The 16,854-nt window shown below is 40.8% G+C and carries 16 protein-coding genes; 8 read left to right on the plus strand and 8 right to left on the minus strand.

Going from position 1 to position 16,854, the window contains the following annotated elements; translation table 11 throughout:
- The first annotated feature begins 136 nt into the window (after nucleotides 1–136).
- Nucleotides 137–700, plus strand: a complete 564-nt coding sequence (locus LQ203_RS12490; RefSeq protein ID WP_230158640.1) for a competence protein ComK — start codon at nucleotides 137–139, stop codon at nucleotides 698–700.
- A 767-nt stretch (nucleotides 701–1,467) separates the two neighbouring features.
- Here the strand turns inward: LQ203_RS12490 and LQ203_RS12495 are convergent.
- Nucleotides 1,468–1,851, minus strand: a complete 384-nt coding sequence (locus LQ203_RS12495) for a hypothetical protein (protein ID WP_230158642.1) — start codon at nucleotides 1,849–1,851, stop codon at nucleotides 1,468–1,470.
- A 289-nt stretch (nucleotides 1,852–2,140) separates the two neighbouring features.
- Between LQ203_RS12495 and LQ203_RS12500 the strand changes: the two genes are divergently transcribed.
- The 4 genes from LQ203_RS12500 to addA all read left to right on the plus strand — a co-directional run bounded on the left by LQ203_RS12500 (nucleotide 2,141) and on the right by addA (nucleotide 10,768).
- The gene (locus LQ203_RS12500) at nucleotides 2,141–2,755 is read left to right on the plus strand and encodes a TVP38/TMEM64 family protein (RefSeq protein ID WP_230158644.1); all 615 of its coding nucleotides are present in this window, start codon (nucleotides 2,141–2,143) and stop codon (nucleotides 2,753–2,755) included.
- A 33-nt stretch (nucleotides 2,756–2,788) separates the two neighbouring features.
- Nucleotides 2,789–3,352: a signal peptidase I gene (gene lepB / locus LQ203_RS12505; RefSeq protein ID WP_230158646.1), complete on the plus strand. Its 564-nt coding sequence runs from the start codon at nucleotides 2,789–2,791 to the stop codon at nucleotides 3,350–3,352.
- A 191-nt stretch (nucleotides 3,353–3,543) separates the two neighbouring features.
- A complete protein-coding gene (addB, locus tag LQ203_RS12510; protein ID WP_230158648.1) occupies nucleotides 3,544–7,041 on the plus strand; it encodes a helicase-exonuclease AddAB subunit AddB in 3,498 nt (1,165 codons plus the stop codon).
- Entirely contained in the window at nucleotides 7,034–10,768 is a 3,735-nt protein-coding gene (gene addA / locus LQ203_RS12515; protein WP_230158650.1) for a helicase-exonuclease AddAB subunit AddA, read from the plus strand. Before addB ends, addA begins: the two co-directional genes overlap by 8 nt.
- 92 nt (nucleotides 10,769–10,860) lie before the next feature.
- On the opposite strand, the gene LQ203_RS12520 is transcribed toward addA, so the two are convergent.
- The 6 genes from LQ203_RS12520 to LQ203_RS12545 form a co-directional block, all read right to left on the minus strand.
- Nucleotides 10,861–11,079 carry a spore germination protein gene (locus LQ203_RS12520; protein ID WP_230158658.1) on the minus strand — a complete coding sequence of 73 codons (219 nt, stop codon included), beginning with the start codon at nucleotides 11,077–11,079 and terminating at the stop codon, nucleotides 10,861–10,863.
- 42 nt (nucleotides 11,080–11,121) lie between these two features.
- Entirely contained in the window at nucleotides 11,122–11,499 is a 378-nt protein-coding gene (locus tag LQ203_RS12525) for a spore germination protein GerPE (protein WP_230158666.1), read from the minus strand.
- An 8-nt stretch (nucleotides 11,500–11,507) separates the two neighbouring features.
- Nucleotides 11,508–11,687, minus strand: coding sequence for a spore gernimation protein GerPD (locus tag LQ203_RS12530; protein ID WP_230158668.1), 180 nt, complete (start codon nucleotides 11,685–11,687; stop codon nucleotides 11,508–11,510).
- Complete coding sequence (gene gerPC, locus LQ203_RS12535; protein WP_230158670.1) at nucleotides 11,677–12,288, minus strand: spore germination protein GerPC; 612 nt, start codon at nucleotides 12,286–12,288, stop codon at nucleotides 11,677–11,679. The genes LQ203_RS12530 and gerPC overlap by 11 nt, the downstream gene beginning before the upstream one ends.
- A gap of 77 nt (nucleotides 12,289–12,365) precedes the next feature.
- Entirely contained in the window at nucleotides 12,366–12,578 is a 213-nt protein-coding gene (locus LQ203_RS12540) for a spore germination protein GerPB (protein WP_230158672.1), read from the minus strand.
- A 22-nt stretch (nucleotides 12,579–12,600) separates the two neighbouring features.
- Nucleotides 12,601–12,822 (minus strand): spore germination protein, encoded by a 222-nt coding sequence (locus tag LQ203_RS12545; RefSeq protein ID WP_230158674.1) that lies wholly within the window; start codon nucleotides 12,820–12,822, stop codon nucleotides 12,601–12,603.
- A gap of 316 nt (nucleotides 12,823–13,138) precedes the next feature.
- Here LQ203_RS12545 and LQ203_RS12550 point away from each other — a divergent pair, with 316 nt between their 5' ends.
- The 3 genes from LQ203_RS12550 (at nucleotide 13,139) to LQ203_RS12560 (ending at nucleotide 16,111) form a co-directional block, all read left to right on the plus strand.
- A complete protein-coding gene (locus LQ203_RS12550; RefSeq protein ID WP_230158676.1) occupies nucleotides 13,139–14,413 on the plus strand; it encodes an MFS transporter in 1,275 nt (424 codons plus the stop codon).
- A 35-nt stretch (nucleotides 14,414–14,448) separates the two neighbouring features.
- Entirely contained in the window at nucleotides 14,449–15,630 is a 1,182-nt protein-coding gene (locus LQ203_RS12555) for a DUF418 domain-containing protein (protein ID WP_230158678.1), read from the plus strand.
- A 133-nt stretch (nucleotides 15,631–15,763) separates the two neighbouring features.
- On the plus strand, nucleotides 15,764–16,111 hold the full coding sequence (locus tag LQ203_RS12560) for a YisL family protein (protein WP_230158681.1): 348 nt from the start codon (nucleotides 15,764–15,766) through the stop codon (nucleotides 16,109–16,111).
- A gap of 54 nt (nucleotides 16,112–16,165) precedes the next feature.
- Here LQ203_RS12560 and LQ203_RS12565 read toward each other — a convergent pair whose 3' ends face one another.
- Complete coding sequence (locus tag LQ203_RS12565) at nucleotides 16,166–16,732, minus strand: DUF2777 domain-containing protein (protein WP_230158683.1); 567 nt, start codon at nucleotides 16,730–16,732, stop codon at nucleotides 16,166–16,168.
- Nucleotides 16,733–16,854 lie beyond the last annotated feature (122 nt).

The following is a 16,854-nucleotide window of genomic DNA, read 5'->3' on the forward strand; positions in this document are numbered from 1 at the left end:
GTGCTATTATTGGGGGGAATTTAACATATATTGACTAACTCCCTGCACCTTTTTTGTAAGGGTATATGCTTTGGTAAACTACAACAGTGATAACAATTATTATTTTTTACTATGACGAGGAAGAGGTGGATTAAAATTGAAGGAAAACAGCCAGGGAATCATTGAGGAATATGAAATCACGCCCTACACACTAATGGTTACGCCAATCAATTATGGCAGTAAAATATATGCCCGTATCGTTGAAATGGAGGACGAGTTCATTTCCCCGTTTAAACCTATGGAGATTATCAAGAAAAGTTGTGAGTTCTTCGGATCAAGTTATGAAGGCCGCAAACAAGGAACAAAACAACTCATAAACATCACACATAAAGCACCGATCGCGATTGATCCAACCAGTTCGATTTTCTTCTTTCCAACTACATCTCCGTTGCGTCCTCAATGCATCTGGTTATCACATGAGCATGTAGTATCATATGTTCGCAAAGATTCCAGACATACAACCGTCACATTCAGTAATAAACAAACCATCGATATCGATGTATCATGCAGTTCTTTCGAAAACCAGCTGCACCGGACATCCTTTTTAAAAACGAAACTGATCCAAAGGATAGAGGAAACAAAAAGAAAATCATTTTATCTGTTCACCGAAGCAAAAGGAGTCAAAGCTTCAGAGGGAATGTCAAAGTATATACCACGTTAGAATGAGATTAAATGGAATGTAAGTGTAAGAGATGCAAGCAAACTAGTTTATTAATGCCCTTCTTTTTTAAAGAAGGGCTATCTTCATATAATTTCTTGATTTTCATAGCTTTCTTTGGAAAATGTGCTATTATCACCATCGATTTCAGCATAACTCCTGCTTTTACTCCCTTGGGAAGAGCGATTTTAAGGTAACCTTCATGTCCCCACCTTGAATTTTCAATCCCTTTTCTTCTCGGGAAAATTCAAAATCCTATTCTAAGAATTAACACTTTTAACTTGGTGAAACTGCAAGTTGCCAAAACATCACACAAGTTCGTGTAATACAATCATACATTGCTATATATGGTTTCTATAATATTTACTGTGCTGCAATTAAAAAGATTAATATTTTATCCAACCTTTTTGATATCCTCTAGTATGTGTGTATAGGCGTCGCCAATAGAACTGATTCGGCATTTAGTTTCAGGATATTCAGTTTGTTCTTGATTACATAGGTTATACCTTGATAGAAAAGTGATGTTGCATGGCAGTATACCCATGGAACTATTAATATAGTATTGGTCATGAATTTGAACCATTAAACAGGTGTGGATGGAGATAAGTGAGTCCTATCGATTTTGATCGTGATAAATTGAATCCACTTATCTTTAAGAAGCAGGAAAAAAAGAGACACCTAATGGTTACATCCTCCATACAAATCCTTAGGCATCTGTTACCTCACCCCCGAAAGAAAGGCTCCAAACATCCATAAACATCGTGTATATGTTAGGCAGGTCCCCTATCCCTTGAGCGGTGACTTCTTTCGAAAAAGTAATAGCATAACAAGTCTTCGGTTTTGTTGCGGAGGCGGGGATTGAAATAATTGTGATGTTCCTCGTATCCTTTATATAAAAAACAATACATCGTGAAGGATTCATCGCGTTGGATTTCACTTACCTTAATATTCTCCTTTCGCAAATATCTCCGTACCTCGGCAAGGTCATCCTGAACGGCTTTTAAAATATGTTCAATTAGTTCCGAATAGGGCCTTTTTAATTTAAACGGACTAATTTCGATGACCTTGAGATCCCGGTTTAAGACTGTAATCACCATAGGGAGGTAGATGGCTTTTTCAATCATATTTCGGTCACCTTCTGGAATGCGGGTCATCTGACCGCTCCTTTCTAAAAAAGCGCATTTTTAATAAGAATATGTATATTTTGTGAAAATAAGAACGTTTGTTCTGTTTTTTATCCTAATGTATTTTCAATCGATATGCAAGAAGTTTTGATAATAGTGAAATATTTGTTATTAAGATTATGTTTTCCCGAGTTAGGGAAAGTATGAAGATGTATGGATAATAATTCTTGCAATTTCAGGGGAAAGTGTTATATCTAAAATAAACAGCTTTTTAATAAGTTTATGTTGCTTTGATGGCAGCATGTCGAGGGAGATAATTATGGACTTGGAGACTATACGTGAGTGGTTTACACTTGATAATATATCAGCGCTTATTCAGCAATATCGCTCATTCGGTCCAATTCCTGGAATCTTACTGCCGATGCTGGAAGCATTTTTGCCCTTTTTACCCTTAGTGGTGTTCGTACTGGCTAATGCAACGGCTTTTGGTCTCTGGTGGGGATTTTTATTTTCATGGATTGGAGCGGTAGCGGGGTCTTTTTTAATCTTTTTAGTTATTAGAAAATATGGTCAAATGAGGTTTTTTCGATTTTTGCAAAAACATAAGCAGGTACAGAGGTTGATGGTTTGGGTGGAAAGCCATGGATTCGGACCTTTGTTCATCCTGCTCTGCTTCCCTTTTACACCATCGGCCATCGTGAATATTGTGGCAGGTCTTTCAAAAGTCAGTCCCTTGCAATATGGACTGGCAGTTGTAGGTGGAAAAGCGGTGATGATTTTTACGATTAGCTTCGTCGGCTATGATTTAGTATCCTTAATACATAAGCCCATGCGTACGATCATTATCGGGATTGTCATTTTTATCCTCTGGTATGTGGGAAAAAGACTGGAATTCCGGTTAAATAAAAGCATGAAGAGAGAAGAAGGACAATAAGTTAGAATATAAATGTAGTAGGGGTTGAACGAGATGGGAAAAACAAACAAGAATTCTTTATCCGATTGGATAAAAGCCACCATGATAGCTTTTGTTATTTACATCTTAATCCGTACATTTTTGTTTTCAAGCTATGATGTTGAAGGGAAATCGATGCAGCCGACCCTTGAAGATGGCGATAAACTTGTTGTGAATAAAATCAATTACCAGATTCAAGATATCAACCGTTTTGACATTATTGTTTTTCATGCCAATTCACATGAAGATTATGTTAAACGAGTTATAGGGATTGCAGGTGACCGCATTCGTTATAAGGATGATTGGCTTTACGTAAATGGTGAGAAAGTGGAAGAGCCTTATCTAGAAGAAGTCAAGGAGGGTTTCCCTGGGCAAAATTTTACAGGTGACTTCACATTAAAAGAATTGACGGACATGACCACCGTCCCCGAGGGCAAGCTTTTTGTCATGGGTGATAACCGTCTTGAAAGTGCGGACAGCCGTCACTTTGGCTATATACCAGTTGGAAATGTTGTCGGTAAAGTCGATGTTCGATATTGGCCAATCAAAGAATTCACTTATAGATTTACAGGTGAATGATTGCAAAAGCCCGGAAAATTTGAGGGCTTTTTCTTTTGGAAAAAAAGCGAACGTACGATTGGTATTTTTTAATGGGAAACGGTAAAATAATAGAAAGTAAATCTTAATTGGAAACAGAAACCTAGTCAAAAAGACGAAAGTATTTCTGGTATGATAGATCTAGATATTATGTTGTATAAGGGGGAAAAGAGATGTCACTCCGTTTTTTACTGGGAAGATCGGGTGCAGGGAAAACTTCGAATATATTGGACGGAATTCGTTCAAAATTGGCAGATGATCCCGAAGGCAATCCAATTATTTACCTCGTTCCTGATCAAATGACGTTTCTATCTGAATATAAATTAGTTAAAACACCAGGTCTTGCGGGAATGATCCGGACGCAGGTTTTCAGTTTTAGCAGGCTGGCTTGGCGAGTTCTTCAGGAAACTGGGGGAATGAGCCGGCTACATTTGGACAGCGTCGGCGTCAATATGCTGATAAGGAAAATAATGGATGATAAAAAAGATGAGCTAAAGATGTTTCGTCGATCTGCTGATAAGCAGGGATTCATTGCACAGATGGAACTAATGCTGGCTGAGTTCAAGCAGTATTGCATCCAACCGGATGACATTCAAAACTATTTGACCGATACTTCAGAGGCAGGCAGCGGAATTCAGGATAAACTGCATGACCTTGAATTGGTCTATCAGGCTTTTGAGGATGAAATGGTTGGCAAATATTTAGATTCTGAAGACTATTTCACATTACTTATTGAAAAAATGTCAGAGTCTTCATATATAAGGAATGCCGATATTTATATCGATGGTTTTTATAGTTTGACACCACAGGAATTATTGATTGTGGAAGAAATGATGAAGCTGTGCAAGAGTGTAACGGTTTCGCTGACATTAGATCAGCCCTACAGACAATATGCCCCGGATGATTTGCAATTGTTCAGGCAGACGGGAAACCTGTATCATCACCTTTATCAAGCTGGATTGAGAAATGATATCCCAATTTCAGAGGATCGCATTTTAAAAGGAACGGAAAGGTTTGTAACGAGTCCGGGGCTGAATCATCTGGAAACTTATTTTGCCATTCGTCCTGCACGGACGTTTGAGCAGTCACCTGATGTAACGATTGCCCAGGCAGTTAATCGCAGAGCTGAAATTGAAGGCGTTGCCCGGGATATCTTGACACTTGTCAGGCAGAAGCAGCACCGTTTCCGTGATATAGCGATTTTAGTTCGTAATGGTGAAGCGTACGCTGATATTTTACAAACCGTTTTTCGGGATTATAAAATTCCCTTGTTCGTCGATTCCAAACGGACCATGCTTAATCATCCTCTGATAGAACTGATTCGTTCCACTTTGGAGATCATCAATGGTTATTGGCGGTATGAACCGGTATTTCGAGCAATCAAGACGGAGCTTTTATTTCCGCTGCAAAAAAATCACGATAGGATGCGGGAGCAAGTGGATAAGCTCGAAAACTATGTGCTGGCCCGTGGAATTAAAGGGAGCAGGTGGACTTCCAAAGATCGTTGGACGTACCGGCGCTTCCGAGGGCTGGAACTGGAGGAACGGAACCAAACCGATAAGGAAATGAAGCTTGAGCAAGAGTTGAATGAGATGAAGCAATTATTTACCGAGCCCATCTTGAAGCTATCAAAACGTGTTAAAAAGGCTGATAATGGGAGGGAATTGTGCGAAGCCCTTTATCTATATCTTGAAGAATTACATGTACCGGAAAAATTGGAAAAGCTGAAGCAGGAGGCCGAAGAAGCAGGTGATTTGGTTTCGGCAAGAGAGCACGAACAAACGTGGAATGCGGTTGTCGATCTGTTAGACCAATTCGTTGAACTGCTAAGCGAAGAAGAGCTTTCCATGAAACAGTTTGCGGTAATCATTGAAGCTGGTTTGGAGTCTCTTGAATTTTCTTTGGTACCGCCGGCAATTGACCAAGTCCTTGTCGCTAATCTCGATTTATCCCGACTTGATGATGTGAAGACAGCTTTTGTTATCGGCTTGAATGAGGGGGTCTTGCCAGGAAAAGCTTTATCTGACGGTATTTTTTCCGATAGTGATCGTGAAGTGCTGTTAGCCGGTGGACTTGATGTTGCTCCAAGTTCAAAGGTGCGCCTCCTTGATGAGGAGTTTACGGCGTACAAAGCTTTTACTACACCTGCTGAGAGGCTTTATTTATCATATCCGCTTGCCGATGAGGAGGGAAAGGCGCTTTTACCTTCATCCTACCTAAAACGGGTAAGGGATGTACTGCCTAACGTTTCCGAAGTGTATTATATGAACGATCCATCTGATCTGTCTGCTGAGGAACAGGTGAAATACGCGGCCAATTACGATGTGGCCCTATCGTATTTGGCTGCCCAATTGCAGCTGAAAAAAAGGAACTACCCAATCCATACACTATGGTGGGATGTATATAATGCCATTATAGGGGATGAAGTGGTCGGTCCTTTTGCAACTAAGGTATTATCAAGTCTTTTTTACCAAAATAGAGCGAAGAAATTATCAGAAGAAACAAGTAAGCAATTATATGGCGAGAGTATTCTTACAAGTGTCTCGAGAATGGAAATGTTCAATAGCTGCCCGTTTTCCCATTATGCCGCTCATGGTTTGAAATTGAGGGAAAGGCAAATTTTCCGATTGGATGCACCGGATATTGGTGAGATGTTCCATGGAGCGTTGAAAATGATTTCGGACTATTTAAATGAACATGATATTCCTTGGTCTACATTGACAAAGGAACAATGCTTGGAGTTGGCTAGAGTTGCCGTGGAAAGACTTGCTCCTAAACTTCAAAATCAAATTTTATTAAGTACGAACCGCCATCACTATTTGCGCAGGAAATTGGAACATGTAATTGGCCGGGCATCAATCGTATTGAGTGAACATGCAAAGGTGAGCGGTTTTGCTCCAGTTGGGTTAGAACTCGGTTTCGGAAAAAATGGAGAGCTGCCGCCACTTTCGTTCACATTGAAAAATGGTACGAAGATGGAATTGATCGGACGGATAGACCGTGTGGATAAAGCGGAAGAAGGGGAGGGTGTCTATTTGCGCGTGCTCGATTATAAGTCGAGTGAAAAGGAACTGAACATGAGTGAAGTGTATTATGGACTTGCGCTGCAAATGTTGACATACCTTGATATCGTCGTTACCCATTCCAAGTCGCTAATAGGGAAAGAAGCCATTCCAGCCGGTGTTTTATATTTTCATGTGCATAATCCTGTTGTCAAATCCAAGGGAATGCTCAGTTTGGATAAAATTGAGGAAGAAATTTATAAGAGTTTTAAAATGAATGGACTTGTACTTGATCATTCAAATGTCATCCAGATGATGGATAACTCGCTTGATATTGAAAATTCGGGTAAGTCGGATATCATTCCAGCTGGTTTTAAAAAGGATGGATCGCTTCTAGCGGCTTCCAAAGTTGCCAGCAGGGAAGAATTTTCGCTACTGAATCATCACGTTCGCCGGGTTTATCAGGAGGCAGGTGATCGAATGGTCGATGGCGATGTGAACATAACGCCGTATAAATTAAAGGAAAGAACGCCGTGTACTTTTTGTTCCTTTAAATCAGTGTGCCAATTCGACCAGTCACTGGAGGAGAATCAATTTAGGAATTTGGCACAGAAGAAGCAAAATGATGTTCTTGATCTATTAAGAGGGGAGGGGGAGAGCGATGAGTAAAACGAAAATTCCTGTTCTGCCAGGAGACGTGACATGGACGGAAGATCAATGGAAGGCGATATGGGCTAAAGATCAGGACATTTTGGTTGCTGCCGCGGCTGGTTCCGGGAAAACTGCGGTGCTGGTCAATCGGATCATTCAAAAAGTCATTTCAGAAGAAGAGCCAATTGATGTGGATGAACTGCTTGTCGTTACATTCACCAATGCTTCGGCAGCCGAGATGCGCCATAGGATAAGTGAGGCATTAGAAAAAGCGATTAGCGATAATCCGCATTCACAGCATCTGCGCAAGCAGTTGAGCCTGATTAACCGCGCCTCAATATCCACACTTCATTCCTTTTGTTTAGAGGTGATCAGGAAGTATTATTATTTGACGGAAATCGACCCAGGCTTTCGGATTGCAGATTCTACAGAGGTCCAGTTGCTCCGTGATGAAGTAATGGAGGAACTTTTTGAGGAACAGTATGGTCAAAGTGATAATGAAGAGTTCTTTAATTTGGTTGATGCTTTCACAAGCGATCGAAACGATGATGCACTTCAGAATATTGTTCGGTCGCTGCATGATTTTTCGCAATCGAACCCTGATCCGGATCAATGGCTCAATGGTGCCGCCAGCATGTATGAGTTGGCGGATGATGATGGGATTGATGATCTTTCGTTTATCGATTCATTGAAATTTGATATTGGTTTACAATTGGACACCGCCCGGGATTTATTGGAACGCTCGCTGACTTTGACTAAAGTCCCTGGGGGGCCGGCACCAAGGGCAGAGAACTATTTAGCTGATCTTGCCCTTGTCGCCAAACTGTCGGAAGTGAAAGACCGCTCCTGGAACGATCTTTATGAAGAAATCCAAAACGTGAAGTTTGGAACGGCGAAACGCCTTACTGGTGCCGATTTCATTAAAGAAGTAGCGGATGAGGCTACGAAGTATCGTGATAAGGCAAAGAAAATCATTAAATCGCTGCAGGAAGAGTTATTTTCTCGTAAACCGGAAAGTTATCTGCGCGATATTAGGGAGCTCAAGGGGTATGTCGATACACTTGTAAGGCTTGTTAAACAATTTGATCATCGTTTCTTCGCTGCAAAAGCAGAAAAGAACTTGGTGGATTTCGCCGATTTGGAACATTATTGTCTTCAAATTTTGACAGGGGAAACCTTGGATGGTGAAAGAAAACCATCAGCTGCTGCTATCGAATACAGAAACCAATTCAAAGAGGTCCTGGTAGATGAGTATCAGGATACGAATCTGGTTCAGGAATCCATTTTAAAACTGGTGACGGCAGATGGCGAATATAGTGGGAATCTTTTTATGGTGGGCGATGTCAAGCAGTCCATTTACCGATTCAGGCTTGCAGAACCGAATCTCTTCCTTGGAAAGTACACACGCTTTACCCGTGATGGGATTGAATCCGGCCTAAAGATTGATTTAAACCGGAATTTCCGGAGCCGTAAGGAAGTTCTCGATGGGACGAATTTCTTGTTTCAACAGTTGATGGGGATTACAGTCGGGGAGATTGATTATGATGAAGACGCCCAATTGAAAAAAGGTGCGCCATATCCCGAAGATGAACCAAACCCTATCGAGCTCCATTTAATTGATGGAACAGCCGATCCTGAAGCAACTTCGGAATCGGAAGGGGCGGATAGCGGGTTTGAGGCCGAGGAACTTGAAAAAGCGCAACTCGAGGCTAGGCAGATGGCCAAGCTCATTAAAAAGGCTATAAGCGAAAAGCATCGAATATATGATATGAAAACTCAAAAGTACCGATCTGCCACTTATCGTGATATGGTCATTCTTCTTCGTTCGATGCCATGGGCACCGCAAATCATGGAGGAATTTAAAAAGCAGGGGATTCCAGTCTACGCCAACTTGTCGACAGGGTATTTTGAAGCAACCGAAGTGGCGATCATGATTTCCTTATTGAAGGTGATTGATAATCCTCAACAGGATATCCCTTTGGCATCCGTTCTCCGTTCACCTATCGTCGGGATGGATGAAGAAGAAATGTCACAGGTGCGTTTATTCCATACAGGCAGCTATTACGAAGCATTAGCTGATTTTTATAGAAAGAGTGATTCGGAAGAACATCCAGGGCTTTATGAAAAAGCGTCGGCTTTTTATAAAAAACTAGTAAAGTGGAGGAAGCTTGCCAGGCAGGAAGCATTATCCGATTTGATCTGGCTTCTATATCGTGAAACGCAGTTCTATGATTTTGCAGGAGGGATGCCGGGGGGCAAACAGCGTCAGGCCAATTTAAGAGCGTTGTATGACAGGGCAAGGCAATATGAAGCAAGTTCCTTCCGAGGTCTATTCCGTTTCTTGCGTTTCATAGAAAGGATGCAGGAACGTGGAGATGATTTAGGAGCAGCTCGGGCATTAGGGGAACAGGAAGATGTAGTCCGCCTGATGACGATTCACTCATCAAAAGGCCTTGAGTTCCCGATCGTGTTTATTGCCGGTCTTTCCAAGCAATTCAATATGATGGATTTACGAAAGCCATATTTACTGGATAAGGATTATGGATTTGCTGCCAAGTACGTGAATTCCGAATTACGGATAACCTATCCATCCCTCCCACAATTGGCTTTTAAGAAAAAAAAGCAGCTTGAACTAATCGCGGAAGAGATGCGTGTCCTCTACGTGGCGCTTACAAGGGCTAAGGAAAAGCTTTACTTAATCGCCAGCATCAATGATGCAGAAAAAACGCAGCAGAACTGGGCAAGTAATGCGGCACATGGAGAGTGGCTTTTAAAGGACTATGTACGGGCGGGTGCAAAAAGCTATCTTGATTGGATTGGTCCATCCCTTGTACGTCATCGGGATTCTCTTGGTGCTGCAGGTCTTGGCTTGGAAATGGAGTCGCATCCATCGAATTGGTCCATTTCTGTCATTCCAAGTGAAGAGCTTGCCGTTCTGGATGTGGAAGAGACAGAATTACAGGAGCAAATACTTGAGCATGTCCAGAAATCAGAGAAGATCGAAATGGTCTCCGAATTTTATGATGATATTAAAGAACAGCTCGAATGGGAGTATCCTGAACATGAGGCGTCCATGCATCGGTCCAAGCAATCCGTTTCTGAACTAAAACGTCAATATGAACTCAGGGACGAGCAAAGTTCCACAGAGTTGTTACGTAAATTCAAGCGTCCTATTACGAAGCGTCCAACATTCATGCAAGAAAAATCACTAACTCCTGCTGAAAGGGGTACGATTACACATCTAGTCATGCAGCATATCGATCTATCCAAAGTTATTTCCATTCAATCGATTCAGACGTTGATGGTTGACTTGATTCAGCGTGAGTTGTTGACGGAGGAACAGAAAGAAGCTGTGAATCCGGAAACGATCGTCGATTTCTTTGAAAGTGAAATCGGCCAAAGAATGCAAAAGGCCCTGAGTATTCGCCGTGAAGTGCCATTTACGATGTCGTTGCCAGCAAACGAAGCTTACAGCGATTGGACAACTGGCGAAGAGGAAATCCTTATCCAGGGTGTGATTGATTGTATTTTTGAGGATGAACAAGGTCTTGTGCTTCTGGATTATAAAACGGATACAATTACCGGCCGTTTTGCTAGCGGTTATGATGGGGCTAAAGAGATTCTTGCCGATCGATACCGGGTGCAGCTCCAGCTTTATACGAGGGCTGTCGAAGGGATATTGAATAAGAAAGTAACCAGCCGTTATTTATTTTTCTTTGACGGATCGCATTTATTGGAAGTGTAAGAGACTTTTTTTGCCCAAGTATTTATCATGCTAGTAAAATAGGACAAAGAAAAAAGCCTCCCTGGGATGAAGTGGGAGGCCTTTTCTTTGTTTTAATTATTCCCTGCAATGGGTTGATCGACCCCATTGACATCAATGACATTGCTTCCATTCAGACCGCTGGCTGTAAACACGATCGCAGCTGTGTTCCCTGAACCTGAACCGGAGACTGATTTGGAGGAAGACTTAGGGGAAATGACGGCGCAATCACCGAATAACAGGTTTCCTTCTCCTACATTAAATATTTGAATTGGGCCAATAATGGCTGGCATATGATCTCCTCCTTTTAAAATTAATCGTTGTTGGTTGAATCCTCAATCGGTGTCTCTTTTAGGAACCTCCCGAATATGTTTCACCCTTGATTCCATACGTGCATGCCCAACGTTTCCCACACCAACCACGGATGAGGATGATATCCCGATAATATTGATATTGCCGACACGTATGAAGGGATTCGGATTTGAAAAACTTGTTAGAACTGGTTCATTCAATCTTGGAATATAAAATGGTTTCTTAAAGATATCATAGTCGTCGAATTGAATGTCCACGGAATGGAATGTTTCACTTTTCTTCTGAACGGCTAATGCAAGGGAAATTCCGTCTATATAAGAAGTATCCCCTATTTGCAGGGTGGAGCTGAATGAGACCGTATCGGATAATAATGATTTTACTTTTGATATTCTAGAGAACATGTTCTTCTTTATCCTTTTGGAGTAAGGGGTACGAATGGCCCGATGATTAGGGATTCCGGCGGGGTATCGAATGCAGATGATAGTTGGACCGTTTGGACATCACCAATGAGAAATAAAGCAGAGCTCGCTACACCGGTAATATGAATATCACCTACACAAAGCTGGTGATTGGTTACATTAAACTCCATTTGGATTTCCTCCTGTCTCGGCTTGTGAATGAGTAATGAATTGAATCAATGCAGCTTGAATATCGGATTTTACCTGTTCCTTGATCTTTTCCTTGACGTTATCAAGCTGCTGAGGTACACGTTCGGCGGCAGAAAGAGTATCGAAATACAAAATGATTCGTTGATGAAGCTGGCGTTCTACGTCCTGTTTAATGAAGTCGTGATAAGAAGGTTCCAATGATATTTTCAGTTGTGTTTCGGTATCATGGATCATAATTTCCAAGTCTGAAAGAATATCGTTGTGTATTTCCTGGACGACGATTTCCCGTCCTTTAAATAGGTTTGGTGCAGGTTGAACGGGTTGTTTGTTGACGGCAAATTCATCAATGTTATTTAAATCATTGGGATTTAAACCGATATTCAACGTTCCATCAAGAGATTCGACTTTTAATTGATCGAATTTATATTCAATTTTATCAACGTGGATTGGCGGTTTATTTTTCAGCTCGGCAAGTTCATCTGTCAGGCGTTTGATTTCGTGTTCAAGTTTCATGATCCGCTTATCTTGGGCTTCTAGAAAATGCTGCATTTGTATGGAATATGAATATAGATCCTGATTCACGACTCAACACCTCGCCTTCACCATAAGATAATTTCATATATGACAGTATATGAAAAAGTTTGGGTGTAGGTGAATGCCTATGAACTACGAGCTGTGAATGGGACAAAACTGGATGATGGGATCACATCAGCTTCAATGGCAGGTGCTGGTTCAGTGAAACCACCGGTATTGGCTAATGTGGAATATGGTTTAATCACTCCGGCACTTCCTATTTGAAAAACGGATGAATTGGCGATGCTTTCAATTTTTATCATATTGATTTGTATGGTCTGGTGAATATTGAAGATCATGCTGACTCCTTTCTGAAAAGCATTAGAGATTTAAGACCATTGGCTGGTCAACACCATCTGTATCATTTGTATTTGTGGTGCTATAGGCATTATAAAGTGATATGGATTCACCTGTATTGAACGATCCAGCACCTGCAAAAGTTTTAGAAGTGGAATATGGACTAAGTTTAAAAACGTCACCAATATGGACAGTTCCACTGCTACCGACGGCAATGACTTGAACGATTCCTACGATGGCCGGCAAGTAAATCACCCTTTTTTTATTCTGCTTTTCCCTTTGATAACAGGCGGTGGGCCTACAAAAGGGAGTTTTAATGTATTGTATGTGGACTCATGATTGATGTGATTCATCTGCCTATCATATATTGTCATATAACCAGTGATGAATATCACTGAATAATAAGAAGCTGATATGATCATTCATTCTTACTTTTTTTGATGATTACAGGAAAATACTTTCGATAAAAAGCTTCCTGTTTAACGATAAAGTGTTACTATTATAAAATATTTTGAATTATTATAATTTATATTTTCTTATATTAGGATGGTGGGGAAGGACATTGAGACGTTTTCATTATAGCTGGGTCATATTAATCATTACATTTTTCTCGATCATTGTAGCCGGGATCGTTAGGTCATCATCAGGAGTATTCATCGTACCGTTTGAAAATGAGTTCGAGTGGGACCGGTCCGTCATTTCTTTAGCCTTCGCTATAAGCCTTTTTCTTTATGGATTATCCGGTCCATTCATGGCAGCTCTAATTGAAGTGCTTGGATTAAAGAAAATGATGGTATTGGGCATGTCAACTTTATTGGCAGGGATTTTCCTCACTTTTTTCATGGAGCATGAGTGGCAGCTCATTCTAATTTGGGGAATTATCATTGGATTGGGTTCTGGAGTGTTTTTAACGGTATTGAGCCCATATGTGGCAAATCGTTGGTTCGAGAAGAGGAGGGGGCTGGCGGTCGGGATACTGACGGCAAGTACGGCCACAGGTCAGCTCATTTTACTTCCGGTTTTAGCCATCATCATTGAGAATCACTCGTGGCGATGGGCGATTGGATTAATTTTGGTCCTTAGCTTGATCATGTTGGCCATCATCCTATTATTCATGAAAAATAATCCGAAAGAAGTTGGCACTCTTCCATATGGATTAGAAGAGGAAAGTCAGGAGGCTGTTACAGTCCAAAAGAAGAACCCCATTACCATGGCTTTTCAATCATTAATTGAAGCAGTGAGAGTAAAAGAATTCTGGTTATTGGCAGGAAGCTTTTTTATATGCGGACTTTCAACGAGCGGGTTGATCGGGACCCATTTCATTTCTTACTGCATTAGCTTTGGATTGCCTGTTGTAACGGCAGCATCACTGCTATCTTTCATGGGGATCTTTGATCTGATTGGTACGACTGTATCAGGGTGGCTATCCGATCGGTTTGATAACCGTTGGTTGTTGTTTTGGTATTACGGACTAAGAGGGGCTTCCCTCGTTTTACTTCCTTTTGCGCTAAATGAGGGCTCAATCACCCTATTGATCATCTTCTCTGTATTTTACGGATTGGATTGGATAGCAACTGTGCCTCCAACCATTAGCATTTCAAGGCAAGTTTTTGGTGTGGAGAAAAGCGGGATTGTATACGGTTGGATATTCGCGGCCCATCAGGCGGGTGCAGCTGTGGCGGCGTACGGTGGAGGGCTTACCTTTAAACTATTCAACTCCTATACATGGGCGTTCTTCCTTGCAGGAATCTTTTGCTTATTGGGCAGCTTGTTTGTCATACTAATAAAAAAGCAAAAAGCGGCTTCAGTGGTTAAAGATGATGCCATGAGGGTATAAATGCGGCGTTAATATGGATGAAAGCAGGTGAACCGATGAAAGTCACGATGGCACCGTTGCAGGAAAGTAAACGGATTGTAAGCATCGATGTTTTACGGGGAATAGCCATTTTAGGAATTTTTTTAGTGAATATGCCTTCTTTCCACTCTCCGCTCTTGTATATAGACGGTGCAGAACGCTGGTCTGGAGGGTGGGACAGGGTTTTGTTCAGAGTCAGTGATGTTGTTGCACAAGCCAGTTTTTATCCGTTATTTGCGTTTCTGTTCGGTTTTGGTGCCATCATATTAGCTGTAAGGAGTGAGGAAAAGGGCATTTCATTTCCTTTACTGTTTACGAAAAGGTTAAGTTTTTTACTGGTAATTGGATGCATTCATGCTTTTTTCATCTGGCATGGGGACATCCTTATTAATTATGCTATATTTGGGTTTGCATTCTTGTTGTTTTATAAGATGAAGGGTAGGAATTTAATTCTTCTAGGCTCATTTTGTTATGTCCTGCCTTTTGCAATATTGGGTTCACTATTTCTTATAATGGGCATTTTTGATAGCGAAGGGGTGGCGATAACGACTGATTCGAAGATGATGAAACAGTCGTTGGAAATTTATCAATCTGGTACATTTACGGAAATAATGAATCAAAGAGCGATAGATTGGTATATGGTGAATAATCCCTTTAATGGCATCATCCTTTTTTTATCGATTTTTCCGTTTTTTTTAATTGGGGCTGGCGTTGCAAAGCAAGGATTTCTCCAAAATCCAATTCAGTATAAGCGTCAAATGAAAGCGGTAATGATCGTAAGCTTGCTATTTGGCTTGTCGTTCAAGATTCTTCCATATGTGACAGTCTACCATTTTGGCACCATATTCGTTCAGGATTATTTTGGCGGACCATTACTGACGATGTTTTATATTACGGCCATTACCCTTCTGACTGAAAAGACTGGAGCTTTCGGTCTGTTCCAACCCCTTTCGTGTATTGGAAGGATGTCGATGAGTAATTACTTATTCCAATCCATTATATGTACGTCCATTTTTTACTCATATGGACTTGGATTATATGGATCAGTCTCTTACACGTCAGGGTTTGTATTCCTTATTGCTTTGTTTTGCCTGCAAGTTCTGCTTTCCTTATTGTGGCTGAGCGTATATAAATACGGACCGATTGAATATGTATGGCGTTTTGTTACATATGGTAAAAAGCCAGATATGCGAAGGTGAGGACTAGTTGAGAAGAAATGTAAATGGTGTTCATTAAATTGTTGATTTTACCTTAAGAGGATACACCTTAGTTTTGTTTTTTTGTAAAAGCCTATGATATGATGAGAGGGAAACTGAACGAGGGGGCAAATAAATGACTACACACTTGCATATTACAGTTTGGGTTATCGGAATCATTCTTTTCTTTGTCACATATTCGATGCTTAAAAGTGGAAATCCAAAAGCGAAAATACTACATATGATAACGCGCTTATTCTATCTATTGATTTTCATTACTGGCGGAATGCTGATTACGGATTTTGGTGCTTACGCAGTAAAAATGATTGTTGGTATCATCGTGATTGCCGCGATGGAAATGGTGTTGGTCCGTACGAAAAAAGGAAAAAGCACAAGTGCCATGTGGATATTGTTCATCGTTGCGTTTGTATTCGTCCTTTATTTAGGATTATCCCTGCCACAGGGATTGTACATTTTTAAATAAAGAAATGAAAAGCGGGTAAATGAGGATATCTCATTTACCCGCTTTTTCAATAGGCTATTGTGAATTCACTTTTTCAATGACGATCCTTTTTCCAGTGTTCAGGGTGAATTCAAAACGATCGTGATCCTTTTTTCCATAAGAAAAATGGTGCTGAACGAGACATATTTGGTTCTCGTTATCAAAGGTGAAGAAGTTCACGCCGGACTGATTGGGGACGGCTCTTAAAAAAGTGAGCTGGTTATAGCTATATATACAATCATAAATAGAAAAATCAAGCGAATTCAAGGTCGTTACAAATTGGAAAAAGGAATCGTCGTTCAATTCTTCCAATAATCGTTCAAAAGAGTAGAGCAGTTTTTTGCGGATCCGAATGGGCTCATTTTCCCTTAAGAAGGTGATTTCCCGGTGAAGCAGGATTTTTCCCTCTTCTTCTACTACTCCTTGCTGCCAGCGCCCACCCCTATAAATTTCAATGATGCCATCAACATGGTCTTCAATGGAGCATGCCTCATCGGTTTCATCATCGAAAAAAATCCATTGTTGATTGATATTTTCCACTGTTCCTTCGGTAAAAGCTCTCGTTTGTCTATTCATTAACTTGGTTCGTTGTTGCTGACTCATACATATACCTCCAATAGTGGAATCCTCACCTACTTTTTAGTCAAAATACAATGAAAATATAACTGTATATTTTAAAATATTATGGACAAATAACCATCTTTCCGTCTTTGCATAGGCTATGT

The sequence above is a fragment of the Peribacillus sp. Bi96 genome, from assembly GCF_918698115.1.
Taxonomy (GTDB): domain Bacteria; phylum Bacillota; class Bacilli; order Bacillales; family DSM-1321; genus Peribacillus.

Excerpts from the sequence above, each read along its gene's own strand:
- LQ203_RS12495 (WP_230158642.1), bottom strand. The coding sequence starts at position 1,851 with ATGACCCGCATTCCAGAAGGTGACCGAAATATGATTGAAAAAGCCATC.
- LQ203_RS12520 (WP_230158658.1), bottom strand. The coding sequence starts at position 11,079 with ATGCCAGCCATTATTGGCCCAATTCAAATATTTAATGTAGGAGAAGGA.
- lepB (WP_230158646.1), top strand. The coding sequence starts at position 2,789 with ATGGGAAAAACAAACAAGAATTCTTTATCCGATTGGATAAAAGCCACC.
- LQ203_RS12555 (WP_230158678.1), top strand. The coding sequence starts at position 14,449 with ATGAAAGTCACGATGGCACCGTTGCAGGAAAGTAAACGGATTGTAAGC.
- LQ203_RS12530 (WP_230158668.1), bottom strand. The coding sequence starts at position 11,687 with ATGGAGTTTAATGTAACCAATCACCAGCTTTGTGTAGGTGATATTCAT.
- LQ203_RS12560 (WP_230158681.1), top strand. The coding sequence starts at position 15,764 with ATGACTACACACTTGCATATTACAGTTTGGGTTATCGGAATCATTCTT.
- LQ203_RS12540 (WP_230158672.1), bottom strand. The coding sequence starts at position 12,578 with ATGATCTTCAATATTCACCAGACCATACAAATCAATATGATAAAAATT.
- LQ203_RS12565 (WP_230158683.1), bottom strand. The coding sequence starts at position 16,732 with ATGAGTCAGCAACAACGAACCAAGTTAATGAATAGACAAACGAGAGCT.
- LQ203_RS12500 (WP_230158644.1), top strand. The coding sequence starts at position 2,141 with ATGGACTTGGAGACTATACGTGAGTGGTTTACACTTGATAATATATCA.
- addB (WP_230158648.1), top strand. The coding sequence starts at position 3,544 with ATGTCACTCCGTTTTTTACTGGGAAGATCGGGTGCAGGGAAAACTTCG.
- LQ203_RS12525 (WP_230158666.1), bottom strand. The coding sequence starts at position 11,499 with ATGTTCTCTAGAATATCAAAAGTAAAATCATTATTATCCGATACGGTC.
- addA (WP_230158650.1), top strand. The coding sequence starts at position 7,034 with ATGAGTAAAACGAAAATTCCTGTTCTGCCAGGAGACGTGACATGGACG.